The 17,559-nt window shown below is 54.2% G+C and carries 15 protein-coding genes; 12 read left to right on the top strand and 3 right to left on the bottom strand.

All coding sequences use genetic code 11. The features are described from left to right. Positions 1-6: 6 nt before the first annotated feature. Positions 7-957, bottom strand: coding sequence for a glycosyltransferase (locus OS190_RS01360; protein WP_267156863.1), 951 nt, complete (start codon positions 955-957; stop codon positions 7-9). A 90-nt stretch (positions 958-1,047) separates the two neighbouring features. Between OS190_RS01360 and OS190_RS01355 the strand changes: the two genes are divergently transcribed. Then, on the top strand, positions 1,048-2,361 hold the full coding sequence (locus tag OS190_RS01355) for a glycosyltransferase (RefSeq protein ID WP_267156862.1): 1,314 nt from the start codon (positions 1,048-1,050) through the stop codon (positions 2,359-2,361). Next, the gene (locus tag OS190_RS01350) at positions 2,358-3,587 is read left to right on the top strand and encodes a glycosyltransferase (protein WP_267156861.1); all 1,230 of its coding nucleotides are present in this window, start codon (positions 2,358-2,360) and stop codon (positions 3,585-3,587) included. Before OS190_RS01355 ends, OS190_RS01350 begins: the two co-directional genes overlap by 4 nt. Positions 3,588-3,746: 159 nt before the next feature. Here OS190_RS01350 and OS190_RS01345 read toward each other — a convergent pair whose 3' ends face one another. Then, a complete protein-coding gene (locus OS190_RS01345) occupies positions 3,747-6,467 on the bottom strand; it encodes a calcium-binding protein (RefSeq protein WP_267156860.1) in 2,721 nt (906 codons plus the stop codon). 213 nt (positions 6,468-6,680) lie between these two features. Here OS190_RS01345 and OS190_RS01340 point away from each other — a divergent pair, with 213 nt between their 5' ends. From OS190_RS01340 to rfbA, 6 genes are all read left to right on the top strand, one after another. Beyond that, complete coding sequence (locus OS190_RS01340) at positions 6,681-7,679, top strand: DUF2793 domain-containing protein (RefSeq protein WP_267156859.1); 999 nt, start codon at positions 6,681-6,683, stop codon at positions 7,677-7,679. 1 nt (position 7,680) lies between these two features. Further along, the gene (locus OS190_RS01335) at positions 7,681-7,863 is read left to right on the top strand and encodes a hypothetical protein (protein ID WP_267156858.1); all 183 of its coding nucleotides are present in this window, start codon (positions 7,681-7,683) and stop codon (positions 7,861-7,863) included. A gap of 72 nt (positions 7,864-7,935) precedes the next feature. Beyond that, a complete protein-coding gene (rfbC, locus tag OS190_RS01330; protein ID WP_416237358.1) occupies positions 7,936-8,505 on the top strand; it encodes a dTDP-4-dehydrorhamnose 3,5-epimerase in 570 nt (189 codons plus the stop codon). Next, a complete protein-coding gene (gene rfbB, locus OS190_RS01325; RefSeq protein ID WP_267156856.1) occupies positions 8,502-9,542 on the top strand; it encodes a dTDP-glucose 4,6-dehydratase in 1,041 nt (346 codons plus the stop codon). The genes rfbC and rfbB overlap by 4 nt, the downstream gene beginning before the upstream one ends. Further along, entirely contained in the window at positions 9,539-10,390 is an 852-nt protein-coding gene (rfbD, locus tag OS190_RS01320) for a dTDP-4-dehydrorhamnose reductase (protein WP_267156855.1), read from the top strand. Before rfbB ends, rfbD begins: the two co-directional genes overlap by 4 nt. After that, positions 10,387-11,259, top strand: a complete 873-nt coding sequence (gene rfbA, locus OS190_RS01315; RefSeq protein WP_267156854.1) for a glucose-1-phosphate thymidylyltransferase RfbA — start codon at positions 10,387-10,389, stop codon at positions 11,257-11,259. The genes rfbD and rfbA overlap by 4 nt, the downstream gene beginning before the upstream one ends. A 3-nt stretch (positions 11,260-11,262) precedes the next feature. Here rfbA and OS190_RS01310 read toward each other — a convergent pair whose 3' ends face one another. Then, the gene (locus OS190_RS01310; protein WP_267156853.1) at positions 11,263-12,717 is read right to left on the bottom strand and encodes a mannose-1-phosphate guanylyltransferase/mannose-6-phosphate isomerase; all 1,455 of its coding nucleotides are present in this window, start codon (positions 12,715-12,717) and stop codon (positions 11,263-11,265) included. Between the two features lie 185 nt (positions 12,718-12,902). Between OS190_RS01310 and OS190_RS01305 the strand changes: the two genes are divergently transcribed. The 4 genes from OS190_RS01305 (at position 12,903) to OS190_RS01290 (ending at position 17,553) form a co-directional block, all read left to right on the top strand. Next, complete coding sequence (locus OS190_RS01305; RefSeq protein WP_267156852.1) at positions 12,903-13,919, top strand: pyridoxal-phosphate dependent enzyme; 1,017 nt, start codon at positions 12,903-12,905, stop codon at positions 13,917-13,919. 73 nt (positions 13,920-13,992) lie between these two features. After that, complete coding sequence (locus OS190_RS01300) at positions 13,993-16,440, top strand: heavy metal translocating P-type ATPase (RefSeq protein WP_267156851.1); 2,448 nt, start codon at positions 13,993-13,995, stop codon at positions 16,438-16,440. Next, on the top strand, positions 16,437-16,832 hold the full coding sequence (cueR, locus tag OS190_RS01295) for a Cu(I)-responsive transcriptional regulator (RefSeq protein WP_267156850.1): 396 nt from the start codon (positions 16,437-16,439) through the stop codon (positions 16,830-16,832). The genes OS190_RS01300 and cueR overlap by 4 nt, the downstream gene beginning before the upstream one ends. A 28-nt stretch (positions 16,833-16,860) precedes the next feature. Continuing rightward, a complete protein-coding gene (locus tag OS190_RS01290) occupies positions 16,861-17,553 on the top strand; it encodes a fumarylacetoacetate hydrolase family protein (protein ID WP_267156849.1) in 693 nt (230 codons plus the stop codon). Positions 17,554-17,559 lie beyond the last annotated feature (6 nt).

The raw sequence follows: 17,559 nt of genomic DNA, 5'->3' as shown, positions 1-17,559 counted from the left end.
TTACGATCATATTCTGCCAAGGCTCGCTGCTCCCCAAAAACCCAGAGAACCGGCACGGTGTTGTCTGTAAGGTGAAATACCTCGCAGCGCCCGTAGTCTGGCGATTCCTGTGTGACGGCGTGCTTTTGCAAATTGTCGGCAGATGTCGCCTGCTGCCGGGGTTACAAGATCCGCAATATCATTCAGAGCTTGCAGGTTTCCTTCCACTCGCTGCGCAAACAAACCCTGTAAAACGCCGTATTTACGTTTGATCTGTGAAATTGCCCCCCTGCCAGCCCCTATCGCGTTTTCAGCATGCTGCCGATAAAGGATTGCGGGTGCTGAATTGTCAAAACAGATCTTTCCGCCGGTGGCTGTGATCAATAAGTAAAGCCACCAGTCATGCGCAAAAACCTGTCCCACACGGCAGGTTGCCCGCTGAGCAAGCGCCGCTGCCCGAGGGTTGAGCATGATTGTATTTCCTGTTGCAATGTTTTCGACAAGTGCATTCTGGATGGTAAACGGGCGGGTCATCCGGGGTGACATAATGCGCCGATTAACGTCAGGATACCAAAGGTACTGACGTCCACAGTAAAGTGCGGGCATTGCACCAAACCGACAAAGCGATTGTAAACTGCGGCTGATCTTGTTCGGTAACCAGATGTCATCCTGATCAGCAAAGCAGACAAAACCGGCATCAGGGCGCAATTGCCGGATCAAGGACATGTAGTTGTCAGAAAAGCCTGTTTTCGGGCCTTTCAAGATGGTCACAAAATCGGGCCATTCCTGTTGAAACCGGCGCAAAATCACTAGGCTGCGATCGGTCGATTCATCATCACTGCAGACCAGCCGCCAATGACGATGGGTTTGTCCCGCGATACTGTCCAGTTGCGCGCGCAAGTGACGTTCACCGTTGTGAACCCCCATCAAAATGGTGACCTTTGGCATCTGATCTGTGAAATCGTTTTGAGGTGTCATTTGCTGCCCACCACAAGGCAAAAACGTTCACAAATTATTAAGGCTCGTCAATTAGCTATCACCGCGGATGTCGTTTCAAGGAGAAGCTTTGTGATAAACCTGCCTATTCTGACGCTGGTCAGACGGTTTACATCCACAGTTTCGCAAGAGGGGGCAAGGTCTGCAATACGACGTTCGATTAATTATATTTACCGCCGTATCAGAGGATTGGGTCACCTCACGACTTATTCTTCTGGCGGGACCAGACCGCAAGGCTCCGAACAATATTTGCATGGTATCTGGAAAACACTGGCCCAACAGAATGCCTTTCATATCTTGGAGGCACCCAGTCTTAATCAGGGGCGGCGTCAGATCGCGATGGTTGCAGACTTGAACCTTCCGCAGTGTCGTAAATACCGGGTTGAACAACTCGCTGCGTTTTGGCGTGGCCGGGGTGTGGAATTTGAATACGCTCACTTTCAGGACATCCCGCGTGCGGTGCGGATCATGCAGAACGCGACCCATCTGATGGAATATCGGCTGCAAACTGGGCCGACCGCTGAGATGATCCGATACGAGGCAAGGCGGCTGCGATTGCCGATCCTGTATGACCTTGATGATCCGCTGTTTTCTGTTTCGGCCTATGAAACTTACCGCAATATGGAATCTCTGGATCCGGACATGAAGGCGCATTTTCTTGCGGCGGCACCGAAGTATCTGAATATGATGAACGGCGCTGATTTATTGTCGGTGTCTACACCCGGCATGGCAATTCATACCACTCTCTATACGGGGCGCCCGGTGCACATCAGACGTAATTTTGCAGATGCACAAACATTGATATCCGGCGCAAAAGCGAAAGCGGAGGCGGTAATCGATGACCGGTTGTTTCGCGTTGCCTTTGCAAGTGGATCCCAGGGTCACGAGGTGGATTTGGCAGAGATCATTGAACCGCTTTCGGAATTTATTTTGGCGGATCCCAACCGACGATTGATGCTGATAGGCCATTATGATCATTCGCATCTGCCTGAAGGTCTGGAGCGGCAGGTCGAAAAGGTGAAGTTCAGGGATTATGACCAATACCTAGCTTCATTGGCAGTGGCCGATTGCACCTTGATGCCGCTTTGTGATGATGCATTCAACAGATGTAAAAGTGCAGTGCGGGTTTTGGATGCCGCTGCGGTGGCTGTCCCATCAATTGTCGCAAATGTGGGTGATCTACCTGCGGTGGTTCAAGCAGAGGAAACAGGATTTATCGCTCGAAATACCCAGGACTGGATTGCAGCACTGCGTGAACTGACCGCCGATCCGAAAGCCGCAAAGGAGATGGGACGCAGGGCGCGTAAAAACTTGGAGAAACGGTGGCAAGCATCTGACTTGCCCCACATTATTGCGCCCGAATTGATCGAATGGGTAGAAGCATGAACACTTGCCATGTTCTATTGGCAAACGTGTTTTTCGCTCCCTTCAGTTATGGGGGCGCAACCGTGGTTGCCGAACAGGTTGCACATGCATTGGTGCAACAGGGCGGGTATCGGGTTACGGTTGTGTCGCTCTGTTCCAGACGCGAGCTTGCACATTATGCGATCATCAAAAGCCAGAAAGACGGTATTGTAAATTACCTCATAAATATGCCGGCAGAGCGATCGTATGGAGACATGTACGAAAACCCTGAAATCACGGCGCGGTTGGCGGAGCTGATCAACACGCTGAGACCCGATTTGGTGCATGCCCATTGTATTCAGGAAATCGGTACCGGCATCATCACTGCGGCCGAGGCTTCGAATGTGCCTGTGATTTTGAGTGTCCATGACTTCTGGTGGCTTTGTGAGCGGCAATTCATGATCGGGTTAGATGGGAAGTATTGTAGTCAATCACCAGTAACGATCGACAAATGCAAAGGCTGCGTTGATAATTTCTGGGCTGCCAAGACGCGCTTTAATCATCTGCAAAGGATGGGTGAAAAGGTGGCTCTGGTGACTTACCCTTCGCATTTTGCAAAGGACCTTTGTGAAGCATCTGGTTTCGCGCAGGGTCGGGGTGTGGTTTGGGAAAACGGGATAAAACCACCCGAAGCAGCGTTTTTTGCCAAACAGAAATCACGACGAATGAAAGACCAACGGACCACCTTCGGCTATATTGGCGGTCCCACCCAGATCAAGGGCTGGCCACAAATCAAACAGGCCTTTGCCGGTATTGAACATGAAGATTTTCGGGGTTTGGTTGTCGAAGGTAGTTTGAACAAGTCATGGTGGCACGCGCAGGATCTGAAAAACATGCAAGGTGACTGGCAAATATATCCACGTTTTGAACAAGCGAACATGGATGATTTTTACGCTGAAATTGATGTTCTTCTCTTTATGTCACAGTGGAAAGAAACCTTTGGATTGGCGATCCGCGAAGCCCTGGCACGAGGGATAACCGTAGTGCAAACCGACAGCGGGGGCAGCGTCGAACATGGGGCGATCCCTAAAGACAAGTTGATCCCCATTGCTGCACCACCCGAGATTTTGCGGAAGCAAATAAGTGCGATCTTGAAATCCGGAAAACGAGAACGCGCGCCTTTCCCCGTTGCCGGTTTCAAAGATCAAGCACAGGCCTTTGCCGGTTTGGTTGATCGTGTCTTTGAGGATCTTGAACGGGCAGCCTGATAGATATTCGTTTTCAGGACTTCCGGAAAACTGGACTGTTTGGCCTCGGTTGCATCGACGCATTTTAGATGAAGAATGACAATTTCGTTCACCTTCATAACAGAACCCTCAATTCTAGCCTTTGTTGAAAGTCATACGTCACCTATGTCGTGAGCTGCGTCAAAATACAAAATCGTTTTCATCAAGATCATTGAGGTTGGTTTTGCTGAGCCGGATCGAATTGCCGCCACCCGTATTGATCACAACGTCCTGACTGGACTGTCGTGCGGCACTCACAACGTCGGCAAACCGATCAAAGCCGTCCATATGGGACAGATCAATAACTTCGTTCGCGCTGGAGGCGTCGAAATCAGCGATGGTATCATTGCCATGGCCACTGGCGAACAAGAACTCATCGGCGTTGAAGCTGCCGAATATCAAATCGTTGCCTTCACCGCCGATAATCGTATCGAAACCGGCACCGCCGTAGATGGTATCTCGGTCGGCACCACCGTCGATAATATCATTACCATGCCCACCGAAGAAACGGTCTCCGCCTTCGCCGCCCCACATGGTATCGTTGCCTTGCTGTCCGAACAAACCGTCACCTGAATCACCACCAAAGATGCGATCGTCGCCGCGACCGCCAAACAATCTGTCAAAGCCTAGACCCCCTAACAGGATGTCGTTGCCATCCTCGCCATAGAGATTGTCGGATTGATGCCCGCCATCGAGGACATCATCACCGTCACCACCATTCAGCAAATCAAATCCGGCATTTCCGAATAGCGTGTCATTACCACCTTCGCCAAAAATGCCGTCGACGCTATAACCGAAATTGCTGCCGGCGCTTATCCAATCATTGCCGTCACCACCCCAGACGCGGTCGGGGGCGGCACCCGCCCAGACCCGGTCATTTCCGGCATTCCCTTCAATGCGGTCAAAGCCATCACCGCCCAAAAGTATATCGTTGCCGGCACCACCGGAGAGGGAATCAGCATAGGTGCCGCCCGAGATAGTATCATGCCCGTTGCCGCCAAGGATGGTATCGAAACCGGCTGCGCCAAGCAGGAAATCCGCGTCATTTCCCCCATTTATCCAATCGTTGCCACCTTCACCGTTCACGGCGTCGCGGCCAGTTCCGGAATGCAGGGTGTCATGACCCAAACCACCAAACACCCGGTCATTCCCGCTACCAGCTGAGATACTGTCATTGCCATTGGTGCCGCCATTATCATTCGGTCCTCTGTTCAGGCTGAATTTGGGATCATTCTGCCAGGCAGGGGTCAGCGTGTTCGGGTCAATGTCGCAGGGGTTCACACTCCGCCCTGGGTTCGGGTCGGGGCGAGGCGTGCTGCTGTCACCGGGGTAGAGTGCGGGATCCGTTTGAATTCGCCCTCCCTGTAATAGATTGGTGTCGTCAAAGTCGCTGGCATAGAACCGTGAACCATCAGATGATCGGACTTCCAGCACTTCGGCACCCACCCGGAATTCGGCACCCCAACTTCGAGACTGAATATGCATGCCGCCAATGCCACTGACCTGGCTAAAATCGGTAAGGTCAATACGATCAAACCCCAATTGAAAATCGAGGATAACATCGCGGGCACCGTCTTCGACGAAGACAAAGGTATCAAGCCCGCCGTCGCCCCGCAGGGTATCTTGTCCGGCACCGTCGAGAATGATGTCGTTGCCGAAATTGCCGTTGAGTCGATCTGCACCTGATGCACCCGCTAGAACATCGTCGCCGACACTGCCATTCAACGTGCTGCCCTCAGCGCTTGCCCCGAGGTTTACACCTAAGTTGGGTAATGCGATCGAAAACTCGGCAAGATAAGGTGCCCCTTCGGTTGCCACCCAAAACCGCAATCCTTCGGGAGTCGCCATCGCATCGATCGAGGTAATGCCGCGTAACGGGGTATGTGCCTCGGCAGGCATGGCGTCTATATGTTGCAACCGACCACCGGGCAGAACAGTGAACAAGTTGATCCCATTGTCGGAACCTGCGGCAAGGACAAAGTTCTGATTTCCAAGTGCAATGCTGGTCACATGGCTGGCATCTGCAAACCGCGTGCCAAGGCTGTCCACCAAATGATCAACGGGAACCAAGCCTTGCTGTGTTGCGGAAAATGTCGAGAGTGAATCGCTGCCAGACCCGGCGACCACAACATAGAGTCTGCCATCCGCCGCAGTGGTGACGGTGAGATCACCAGGGCGATCAACCCAAAACCCGTCACCTGCATCTACATCATTGAGGTGTTGCATGGTGCCATTGTTTGCTTGGCGAAACATACTGATGGTATCCTGACCTTGATATGTGACAAAGGCAAAGGTCTGACCGTCATGCCGGGCGGTGGTGATGTCGGTCGCGCGTTCGCCTTGCATGGTTCGACCCTGGTTGATGTTGGTCATGTTCATGACATTTCCTTCGCCAAAGGAGATGTTGACCAGTCCTCCCGTGCGCAGCGCAGCAAGACCAGAATTGCCGTCGCCAATCAGCTCCATCTCGCTCAGCCCGCTCAGATTCCGACCGGGGACGGTATAGGTGATGCCGCCATCGATGGGTGTGCCGCCGCCGTCGCGGTCAAGCAGAACGCCGGTTAATCGACTGTTGTTCAGACCCGCCATGTAAAGGTGTTGAATCCCGTCATTTTCGCGCACCACCAGATCTGTGGTTTCAAGTTGCAACAGGTTCGGGGCGATATGCCATTGTTGTTCAAGCGAGGAATCGCCTGCACCATTGCCCAGATCGTAACTGGACAACCAGCCATTTCCACGCGTTGCAGCAAAAAGCATCGGACCTCTTGCCGCGTGGACAACCGTTATGTCGTTCAACCCAACGAGCCCGAATTCCTCGACCGAGTTTAACGATCCGTGATTTGTAAAAATTGCTCTGACCATTGTTCCAACCTCTGTAGTGCAGGTCTGTTTTGCGCTGCCTTCGCGGATGCTGCATGATCAGAAAGCGGCAGCTTTGCGGCCAGTATCGCAGTTTTTAGAGGTTCAATGTTGCGTCAAATTGAAAAGATACGGACGCAACTGTCTTGGAATGTTCACTTCCCTATCACAGGGTCCGCGGCATTGAGAGTTCATTCATCTTACAAAGGACTGCCCATGTCTCAGACCTCCCCGACTTTGTCGTTGCCCTATATTCAACCGGCACAGGCACAAAAGCACGTGACCCATAATGAGGCACTGCGAATATTGGATGCGGTCACGCAGTTAAGCGTGATCAGCACAACACTCACCAGCCCACCGGGCCAGACGGCGGAAGGGGATCGCTTTATCGTCGCTGACTCCGCAACGGGTGCCTGGGCGGGGCAAGAGCAGAATGTTGCAGTCTGGGTCGACAATACCTGGCAATTCTTTGTGCCGAATGTTGGATGGCGCGCAGATATCGCGGGCAGCGGTGAAGAAGTACGCTTTGACGGCAGCGATTGGCAACCGTCGGGCGGTGGGGGTGCCATTGACCTGCAAAATGTGCCGGCGGTTGGTGTTAACACGACGGCAGATAACACCAACAAACTGGCTGTGTCTTCCGATGCGACATTGTTCAACAACGCCGGCGGTGGTCATCAACTCAAATTGAACAAAGCAGCAGCAACAGATACTGCGAGCGTTTTGTTTCAAACGGGTTTTGGTGGTCGCGCCGAGATGGGTACAGCGGGCAGTGACAATTTTGAGATCAAGGTCAGCGCAAATGGAAACAATTACCAAACTGCAATCCGTACCGAGGCGGGCACGGGCGCGGTGCAGTTCCCCAGTGGGCAGTCATATTTTCAGGACGTGTTTATTCTGAATGATTCAGCTTGGTCTATGAGCATCCCCTGGTCCAACCCCTCGCGCATCCTGATGTGGTTGAGCGTGAATCTGGAAGGTCGGTATTTCATGTTTTCGATCACCGGAACGTTGACCGGTGTGAACAATTTTGGCGAAATGTTTGTGAATCCACCCGGTACCCTGAATTATTTCACTGGTGCACTGACCGGAACCACGGGACCTGCAGGTGGCATCAACATTGCCATCGATGTCGCAGGACCGACACCGACACTGTATTTGGAAAACCGCTTGGGATCGAACCGTTTGTTCACTCTGGCTACTTTGGGGAAGTAAGATGACCGACAGCCCATTTGAATTACCTACTTATCGTACCGCCAACCTGCCCGGACTGGGCGAGGTTCAAATTCCACTGGGTATCAGTGATGCGGAGGTTCTGGCGCAGGTATGCGGCGAAGATTTGAACTCGGGTAAGAATGCTGAGGCAACACCGCCAAAGAAAACCAAGAAAAAGCCGTAAAAGCGGCGTCAAATCGCTTCGTCCCTTGTATTGATGGGTTCTGACACAGCCGATCAGGGACGGAGCATTTTGGTGGACTTTATAACGCAGACAACGCTGCCAGGAGTCGTTTTGGTGAACCCGCCGCGTTTCGGTGACGCACGCGGTTTTTTTTGTGAAAGCTGGAACCGCAAGAAGATGGCCGATCACGGCATCGACATTGAATTTGTGCAGGACAACCATTCGGTTTCAGCGGCCGTAAACACGGTGCGCGGATTACACTTTCAATCGCCACCCCATGCCCAGGCCAAGCTGGTACGCTGCGGCCGAGGAGCATTGTTTGATGTAGCGGTAGATGTGCGCAAGGGGTCGGCGACCTACGGTCAGTGGGTCGGCTATGAACTGACCGCTGAAAACGGGCTGCAATTGCTCATTCCTGCAGGATTTCTTCATGGTTTTGCAACGCGTGTGGCAGATACTGAAATCATCTATAAGTGCAGCGATTATTATGCGCCCCAATGTGATGGTGCGGTGCGGTTTGATGATCCTGACCTCGCAATTGACTGGGGTTTGAGCGGGAATGCGGTTTTGTCGGACAAAGACAATAATGCGCCTTTGATGGCGACATTCGATAGCCCCTTCTCGATCGAGGGTTCGGTATGAAGATCCTTGTGACAGGTGGTGCTGGATTTATTGGATCAGCAGTTGTGCGGCTGGCAATCGCCCGTGGGCATGAAATCGTGAACCTTGATGCGCTGACCTATGCTGGCTGTCTGGAAAATGTGGCTGGCGTTGCGGACCACCCACTTTATGCCTTTGAACATGTTGATATTCGCGATCGCGCGGCATTGGATCATGTGTTTGCGCAGCACAAGCCTGATGCAGTGATGCACCTTGCCGCTGAAAGCCATGTAGACCGGTCCATCGATGGGCCTGGAGATTTTATCGAAACCAATATCACTGGCACCTACAATATGCTTGAAGCAGCGCGTGCCTATTGGATCAATGCAGGGAAGCCCGAGGGGTTCAGATTTCACCACATTTCGACGGATGAGGTATATGGTTCATTGGGTGCGACGGGCATGTTTAGCGAAACCAGCAGCTATGATCCGCGTTCCCCCTATTCCGCGTCCAAAGCGGCAAGCGATCATTTAGTACGCGCATGGGCAGAGACATACGGCATGCCTGTCGTACTGACCAATTGTTCCAACAACTATGGCCCCTACCACTTCCCTGAAAAGCTGGTGCCGGTGGTCATTCTGAATGCGCTGGCGGGCAAGGATATTCCCGTCTACGGTGAGGGATTGAACGTGCGGGACTGGCTTTATGTCGAAGACCATGCGGACGCTTTGCTGCTGGTACTTGAGAAAGGCGCGCTGGGCCGCAGTTACAATATCGGCGGCGAGAATGAGGCCCGCAACATAGATTTGGTGCGCTCCATCTGCGCGATATTGGATGAGAAACGCCCCAAGGCAGCACCCTATTCAGACCAGATCACCTTTGTCGAAGATCGCGCCGGGCATGATCTGCGCTATGCGATTGATCCGGCGCGTATTCGTGATGAACTTGGCTGGCGACCATCCGTGACTCTGGAACAAGGGCTGGAGCGGACCGTGCAATGGTATCTGGACAATGAAGCCTGGTGGCGGGCCTTGCAGGCGCGCGATGGCGTTGGCCAGCGGTTAGGGGTCAAGGCGTGAGTATTCTGGTAATCGGAAAAACCGGACAGGTCGCGCAGGAGCTTGCGAAATTTCCCGATGTAATTTGCCTTGGGCGCGATGATGCGGATCTGACAGCGCCCGAGCAATGCTCGCATGCCATTCATGCCTATACACCCTCAGCGGTGATCAATGCCGCAGCCTATACTGCGGTGGACAAGGCAGAGGAAGAAGAAGCCCTGGCCACTTTGATCAACGCGGATGCACCTGGCGTGATGGCGCGTGACTGCGCGGCGTTGGGCATTCCGTTTGTACAGATTTCAACCGATTATGTATTCCGAGGCCAGGGTAACACGTCGCATCATCCGGCTGATCTGACTGGACCTCTTGGTGCATATGGACGGTCCAAATTGGCGGGCGAGGAAAAAGTGCGGATTGAGGCCGCTGCATATGCGATCCTGCGCACGTCCTGGGTGGTCTCGGCGCATGGCAGCAACTTTGTCAAAACCATGCTGCGTCTTGGGGAGGTGAGATCAGAATTGAATGTTGTGGCGGATCAACTTGGCGGACCGACTGCGGCCAAAGATATCGCACGGGCCTGCCACAACATTGCGCACCAGTTGATAAAAAGCCCCGAAAAATCGGGGACCTATCATTTTGCTGGTTCACCCGATTGCAGTTGGGCCGATTTCGCCCGTGCGATTTTCGATCAGGCCGGGCTGAACTGTGTGGTGACGGACATTCCAACCACTTCCTATCCGACACCAGCCAATCGGCCATTAAACTCTCGTCTGGATTGCACAACCACCCTGGATACATTCGGCATCGATCGTCCCAACTGGCGATCTGGCCTCACCGAAATTCTAACAGAACTCGGAGCAGTAAAATGACCAATCGCAAAGGCATCATTCTGGCAGGCGGGTCCGGTACCCGTCTGTATCCGATCACTATCGGGATCAGTAAACAACTGCTGCCGATCTACGATAAACCGATGATTTACTACCCGATTTCGGTTCTGATGCTGGCCGGCATCCGCGAAATCGCGATGATCACAACGCCGCAAGATCAGGCACAGTTTCAACGCTCGTTGGGTGATGGTAGCCAATGGGGTATTTCACTGACCTATATTGTGCAGCCGTCGCCGGATGGTTTGGCGCAGGCATATATTCTGGCCGAAGATTTCCTGGCCGGTGCGCCTTCGGCAATGGTTCTGGGTGACAATATCTTTTTCGGCCACGGGCTGCCCGAGATTCTGGCGGAAGCGGACAAACAGACCAGTGGCGGTACGGTTTTTGGTTATCATGTGGCTGACCCTGAACGTTATGGCGTGGTCGGTTTTGACAGGGCAGGCGTTGCCCAAACCATTGTTGAAAAACCGAAAAAGCCGGCGTCGAACTATGCGGTCACAGGACTTTATTTCCTTGACGCGGATGCGCCGAAACTGGCGCGCGAGGTGACACCTTCCGCACGGGGGGAGCTTGAGATTACCACGTTGCTTGAGATGTATCTGGCGCAGGGCGCATTGCGTGTGAATCGGATGGGGCGCGGATATGCCTGGCTGGACACAGGCACACATACGAGCCTGCTGGACGCCGGTAACTTTGTGCGGACCTTGACCCAACGCCAGGGGCTGCAAACCGGATGCCTTGAAGAAATTGCCTATGAACAGGGCTGGATCAGCGATGAAGACCTGATGAAGCGTGCCGAATTGTTCGAAAAGAACGATTATGGCCGCTATCTCAAGGATTTTCTGAGATAGGGTTTAACCTTTGGCCCCTTGCCCCCGGGAATAGACGTCTTCGTAGCGCACAATGTCGTCTTCGCCCAGATAGCTGCCGGTCTGAACTTCGATCAATTCCATCGGAACATCACCGGGATTTTCCATCCTGTGAATGGCGTGCAGAGGAATATAAACAGATTCATTCTGGTGTACCATTTTGACATCCAGATTGTCGCGGTCCGGTCCAACGGTGACCTTGGCAGTGCCCACTACCACAATCCAGTGTTCCGAGCGGTGTTCATGGCTTTGCAGGCTGAGGGCGGCTCCGGGGTTCACCACGATGCGCTTCACCTGAAAACTATTGGATAGAATCAATGTTTCGAAAAATCCCCAGGGTCGATGATCTTTGGGAAAACTGTCTGCTTGGGGAACCGCAGCGGCACGCATTTGTTTGACAACATCACCCAAGGTCGAGGTCCGGCTTCGATCCGCAACAAGCACCGCGTCAGGCATGGCAACCGCGACAATATTATCAAGGCCAAGGCCGACCAATTGCACTGCACCGGACTCAGAGCGCAGCAGGGTATCCTTGCATTCCACGGCGTGGGCGCGCCCCTGAAGCGCAACGCCATTTTCGTCTTTTTCCGCATGGGCATGCACTGCATTCCAGCCGCCCATGTCCGACCAGTCTCCGTCGTGGGCGATAACGCTCAGGTTATCGACCTTTTCCATGATGGCGAAATCCACGGAAATATCTTCGCATTTTTCCCATGCCTCAGGATCCAGCCGCAGAAAGCCGAGATCGGGTTTTGCGGCGTCAACCGATGCTGTCACCCGGGCCAGCATTTCAGGTGCGTGCATCGTAAAAGCGTCTATCAACGTCCGTGCAGCATACATGAAGATGCCCGCATTCCAAAGGTATCCACCGGCCTTCAACATGCGTTCTGCCTCGGCCAATTTCGGTTTTTCAACAAACCGCCTGAGTGGCATGGCACCGTCAATGACGCCTTCGCCCAGTTCAAGGTAACCATAACCGGTTTCGGGTTTGTCCGGATGAATGCCAAAGGTTACGATCTGCCCCGCGCGCGCGGCCTCTACGCCATTCCGCACGTTTTCGCAGAACACTTCAGCCTGCGTGATATAGTGATCAGATGGTGCCGCAAGCATCAGGGTTTCCGGATCTTGCTTTGCTGCAACAAGCGCAGCCGCCAGTAGTGCAGGCGCGGTGTTGCGGGCTTCTGGCTCAATGAGAACGGTGTTTGGCGTTATGCCGGCATCGTGTAACTGCTGTGTCGCAATAAACCGGAAGTCGGAGTTGGTCACAACAATGGGCTCGGCAAATCCTGGACCGGACAAACGCTTGCTAGATTGTTGGAAAAGGCTGCCTTCGCCGATCAGATCGATAAACTGTTTGGGGAAACTCTTGCGCGAGACCGGCCAAAGACGTGTCCCTGATCCACCACACAGGATCACCGGGGTAATGTCGTTGGTTGTCATCGTGCGTCCTCTTCGTTTGCCGTTGCTCACAGATTTCTTCTGTTAGGATGCTGTGCCCCTTGGTTGCAATAGGTAATACCCCAGCATGCAGGGAGTATGAGTGGCTTTTTGCCAAGTCACGAAATTTGTTGACTTTTGAGACCGAAAAGACCCGCTATGTTGAAATCAACAAAGGAATTCGGACAATGGCGTCAGACGATGTCGACCAAATCACGCTAAATGCCATCGAAGCGCGACATGGCGAATTGCGTGCCCAAATCAGGCAAACTCCGGTAGTGGCCCTTGAATCGCCAGAGGTGCGTGATCTCCTGGGAGGTGGTTCTGTTGTGCTCAAGCTTGAGTGTTTTCAGCATACCGGCACGTTCAAGGCGCGTGGTGCCTTGTCCAATGCCCGTGCTATCCCAAAAGATACGCGGGCTGCAGGGATCACTGCGGCGAGTGCGGGAAATCACGCAATAGCCGCGGCCTGGGCTGCGCGGGTTTGCGGGCTTTCTGCCAAGGTGGTGATGCAGAACAATGCCAATCCGTTTCGGGTTCAACGTGCCCGGAATGAAGGGAGCGAAGTGATCCTGCGTGACCCAGGTGCCGCTACCTTTGCCGAGGCAGAACGGCTGGCGACCGAGGAAGCGCGCACGTTCATCCACCCTTTTGACGGCATTGATACGATACTGGGCACGGCCGGCGTAGGTCTTGAGCTGATGGGACGCGTGCCCGATCTGGATGCGGTTGTGGTATCCGTCGGCGGTGGCGGTTTGATCAGCGGTGTCGCAGCAGCGACCAAACTTATCAATCCCGGCTGTCAGGTTTACGGAGTAGAGCCGCAAGGCGCTGACGCAATGTCTCGCTCGCTGATGCTGGGTGCACCGGTTACGTTGGAAAATGTTGATACTATTGCTGACAGTCTTGGTCCCCCGATGGCATTGCCGCTGGGCTACATGATGTGCGCGGCCTATGTTGATGCGATCGTCACGGTCAGCGACGATGAAATCTGCGCCGGAATGGTGGTTCTTCAACAAGAGGCGAAGTTGGCCGTGGAACCCGCCGCCGGAGCAGCGATTGCCGGCGTTCTGGGGCCTCTCGCCAGACGGTTACAGGGCAAACGCGTGGGCGTCGTCGTTTGCGGGGCCAACATCGATGCTGCAACCTATTCTGCACAATTGGTCCGGGGTGAGGCCCATTTGAGATTGGTTTCGAATTCCTGATTTCAGCCCCTTGACCTTCCAGTAACTAGAACCCCTATGTAGACCCCATCGGGCGCACAAAAGGGTTTAGGAAATGCAAAAATCAGTGCTGGTATCGATCCAGAATATGACATGCGGGGGATGTGCTGCGCGCGTTGCCCGTGCACTTGAAGGTGTTTCTGGCGTGCAGGATGTCGCTGTGAATTTGGCGGATGAAACCGCGCGGTTTTCGATCGAAATTGATCAGCCTGTCACGAAACCTATGCAAGCATTGGATGCCGCCGGCTATCCGGCACGGTCCCAAGATCTGCGATTTCGCATCAGCGGGTTGTCTTGTGCTTCCTGTGTGGGGCGGTTGCAAAATGCATTCAATGACGTTCCCGGTGTTGTGTCGGCACATGTTAATCTGGCGGATGAAAGCGCGACGCTCCAGTTTATTCCGGGTTTGACGACACCACAGGCACTGGCCGAGATTGCTATGCAAACAGGTTTTCCTGCGACAATTGCAGACGAGGTTCAGCCGCAGGACCGCGCAGCTGAAAAACAGGAAGAAGCAGACCATCACCGACGCATGATGTGGATTTCTGCCGCCTTGACGCTTCCGGTTTTTCTGTTGGAAATGGGGGGACATCTGCTGCCTGCGTGGCATCATCTGATTGGACGGACCATTGGACATCAGGCCAGTTGGGTGATCCAGTTTGTACTGACCACCGCTGTATTGTTCGGGCCGGGGCGGCAGTTTTTTACCAAGGGATTGCCTGCGCTTTGGCATCGTTCTCCCAACATGAACAGTCTTGTGGCACTGGGTGCGGGCTCTGCCTGGGCCTTTTCGACTGTGGCGCTCCTTGCACCGGGTGTTTTGCCTGAGGGCACCCGTGCTGTTTATTTCGAAGCGGCTGCTGTCATCGTCACATTGATCCTTTTGGGCCGCTGGTTCGAGGCGCGGGCAAAGGGACAAACCGGAGCCGCAATTCAAAGTCTGATCGGCCTTCAACCCCGCACGGCGCTGGTCGCCCAAGGTGATGATTGGAACGAGGTGTCGGTGAACGACTTGCGGGTCGGTGACAAATTCATGCTGAAACCGGGTGAACGTGTGCCAACTGACGCAAGCGTGATCGACGGCAATAGCTTTGTCGACGAAAGCATGCTGACCGGTGAGCCGATGCAGGTCGCCAAGGTCACAGGTGACACACTTACCGGGGGCACTGTGAACGGTCACGGCAGTTTGGTCTGTGAGGTGCTGCGGGTCGGTCACGACACGACCCTGTCCCAGATCATCGCGATGGTCCAGCAGGCGCAAAGCGCGCGTTTACCTATTCAGGCCCTGGTTGATCGCGTAACGCTCTGGTTTGTTCCAGCTGTGATGGGAATTGCCATACTCACTGTTGTGACCTGGCTGATCTTTGGCCCTGATCCGGCCCTGTCCTATGCTTTGGTGTCGGGGGTATCTGTACTGATCATCGCCTGTCCCTGTGCGATGGGTCTGGCAACGCCGACGTCCATCATGGTTGGCAGCGGCCGCGCAGCGGAACTTGGTGTTCTGTTTCGACAGGGGGATGCATTGCAAACCATGTGCGATGTCAAGGTTATTGCCCTGGACAAGACAGGTACGCTTACGATGGGAAAACCGATGCTGACTGACATCGAAAGCGTGGATCCGGCTACTGAAGACCACTTTCTTGCACAGGTCGCCGCCGTTGAGGCGCGATCGGAACACCCGATTGCACAAGCGATCCTGCAAGCTGCACGTGACAGGGGTTTGGATTTGCCGGAGGTCACCTCGCTGGAAGTGATTTCCGGGCAGGGTATCACCGGTATCATCGACGGACAGCGTATCGCAGTCGGCAACAGGTCAATGATGCAGCAGTACGGTTCGGCTGAAAACTCCTTTTTAACCGTTGCAGAGGAGCATTCGGCCAAAGGAAAATCGGTCTTTTTCGCGTCGATCGATGGCAGGGTCGCGGCGGTTTTCGCTGTTTCTGATCCTCTGCGTCCGACCAGCGCTGCCGCCATTTCGGCGCTCAAAGCCCGTGGGTTAAGGGTGGCGATGATATCCGGCGACGGGCGGGCAACTGCACAGACGGTCGCGGACGGTCTGGGTATTGAAACCGTCATTGCAGAGGTGATGCCGGAGGGAAAAATCGATGCCCTGAAATCCTTGCGTACCTCCTATGGCAGTGTCGCTTTTGTCGGGGATGGCATCAATGATGCACCTGTTCTGGCCGAGGCGGATGTCGGTATTGCCATCGGCACAGGCACAGATGTCGCCATCGAAACCGCTGACGTCGTGCTGATGGGCGGGGATGTCATGGGGGTCGTGCATGCGTTCGATCTGTCCCGCCAGACTTTGCGGAATATCAAACAAAACCTGTTTTGGGCGTTTGGGTATAACGCGGCGTTGATTCCCGTCGCTGCAGGTGTACTTTACCCTGCATTGGGTATGCTGTTGTCACCCGGCCTTGCGGCGGGAGCGATGGCCTTTTCTTCCGTTTTCGTATTGGGCAACGCGCTTCGGTTGCGCCGTGTGGGTATAGCGCCATGAACATCAAGTCAGTCAGTTTGGCCACCGGGATCCCCGCGAAAACCATTCGATATTACGAAGAGGTCGGTCTTGTCCATCCGGCCCGAGAAGCGAATGGATACCGGGTATTTTCCAATTCTGACCTGCACAAACTGGCCTTTCTCGCCCGTGCGCGCTCTCTCGGATTTCCGGTGGAAAGTTGCCGCAGCCTGCTTGCGCTTTACGAGGACAAGGACCGTGCCAGCGCGGACGTCAAAGCATTGGCACAGCGGCATCTGAACGAGATTGATCAAAAGCTGGATGAGTTGACGACAATGCGCCATACGCTGAGCAACCTTGTGCAGTCCTGTGCGGGTGATGACCGGCCTGATTGCCCGATTCTGTCAGATCTGGCGCAAAAGATGTCCAACTGAAATAACACCGCCAAAGAGGAGTAATGAGATGTTTGTATTCGATGCGCCAAAACAGGCCAGCCTGGCGGTTCAGGGCAGTGATGATCGTTTCCCTATCCGCCGGATCTTCTGTGTCGGCCGCAACTACGAGGCGCATGCACGTGAAATGGGCAAGGATCCGACGCGCGAGGCTCCGTTCTTTTTTACCAAACCTGCGGATGCCGCAATCGATACACCCTGCGCCATCGCCTATCCGAAGCTGACAAATGATTTGCACCACGAAATCGAACTGGTGATCGCTATCGGCAAGGGCGGGTCTGAAATCGCCGAAGCGGATGTGATGCAGCATGTCTGGGGTGCGGCCGTTGGCCTTGATATGACGCGCCGTGATTTGCAGAGCGAAGCAAAACAGCTGGGCCGACCTTGGGATTGGGGCAAGGCGTTTGACGATTCCGCGCCGATTGGCCCGATCAAACGGATTGCCGAGGTACCTAGCGTGGAACGCGGACGTATCTGGCTCGCCGTGAATGGTGAACTACGTCAGGATGCCGACATCAGTGACCTGATTTGGTCGGTTCGCGAACATATTTCGACATTGTCGCATGCCATGACATTAGAAGCAGGTGATCTGGTGATGACCGGCACACCTGCTGGTGTCGGTTCGGTAGTGGCGGGTGATGTCATCACTGGAGGTGTTGAAGGGATCGGCGATCTTGAAGTCAAAATCGGCCCACGCGCCTGAGCGGAG

It is taken from the genome of Sulfitobacter sp. F26204 (assembly GCF_026410305.1).
Taxonomy (GTDB): Bacteria; Pseudomonadota; Alphaproteobacteria; order Rhodobacterales; family Rhodobacteraceae; genus Sulfitobacter.
The sequence above is the reverse complement of the archived record's forward strand: the minus strand, read 5'-3'. Positions and strand labels throughout refer to the sequence as shown.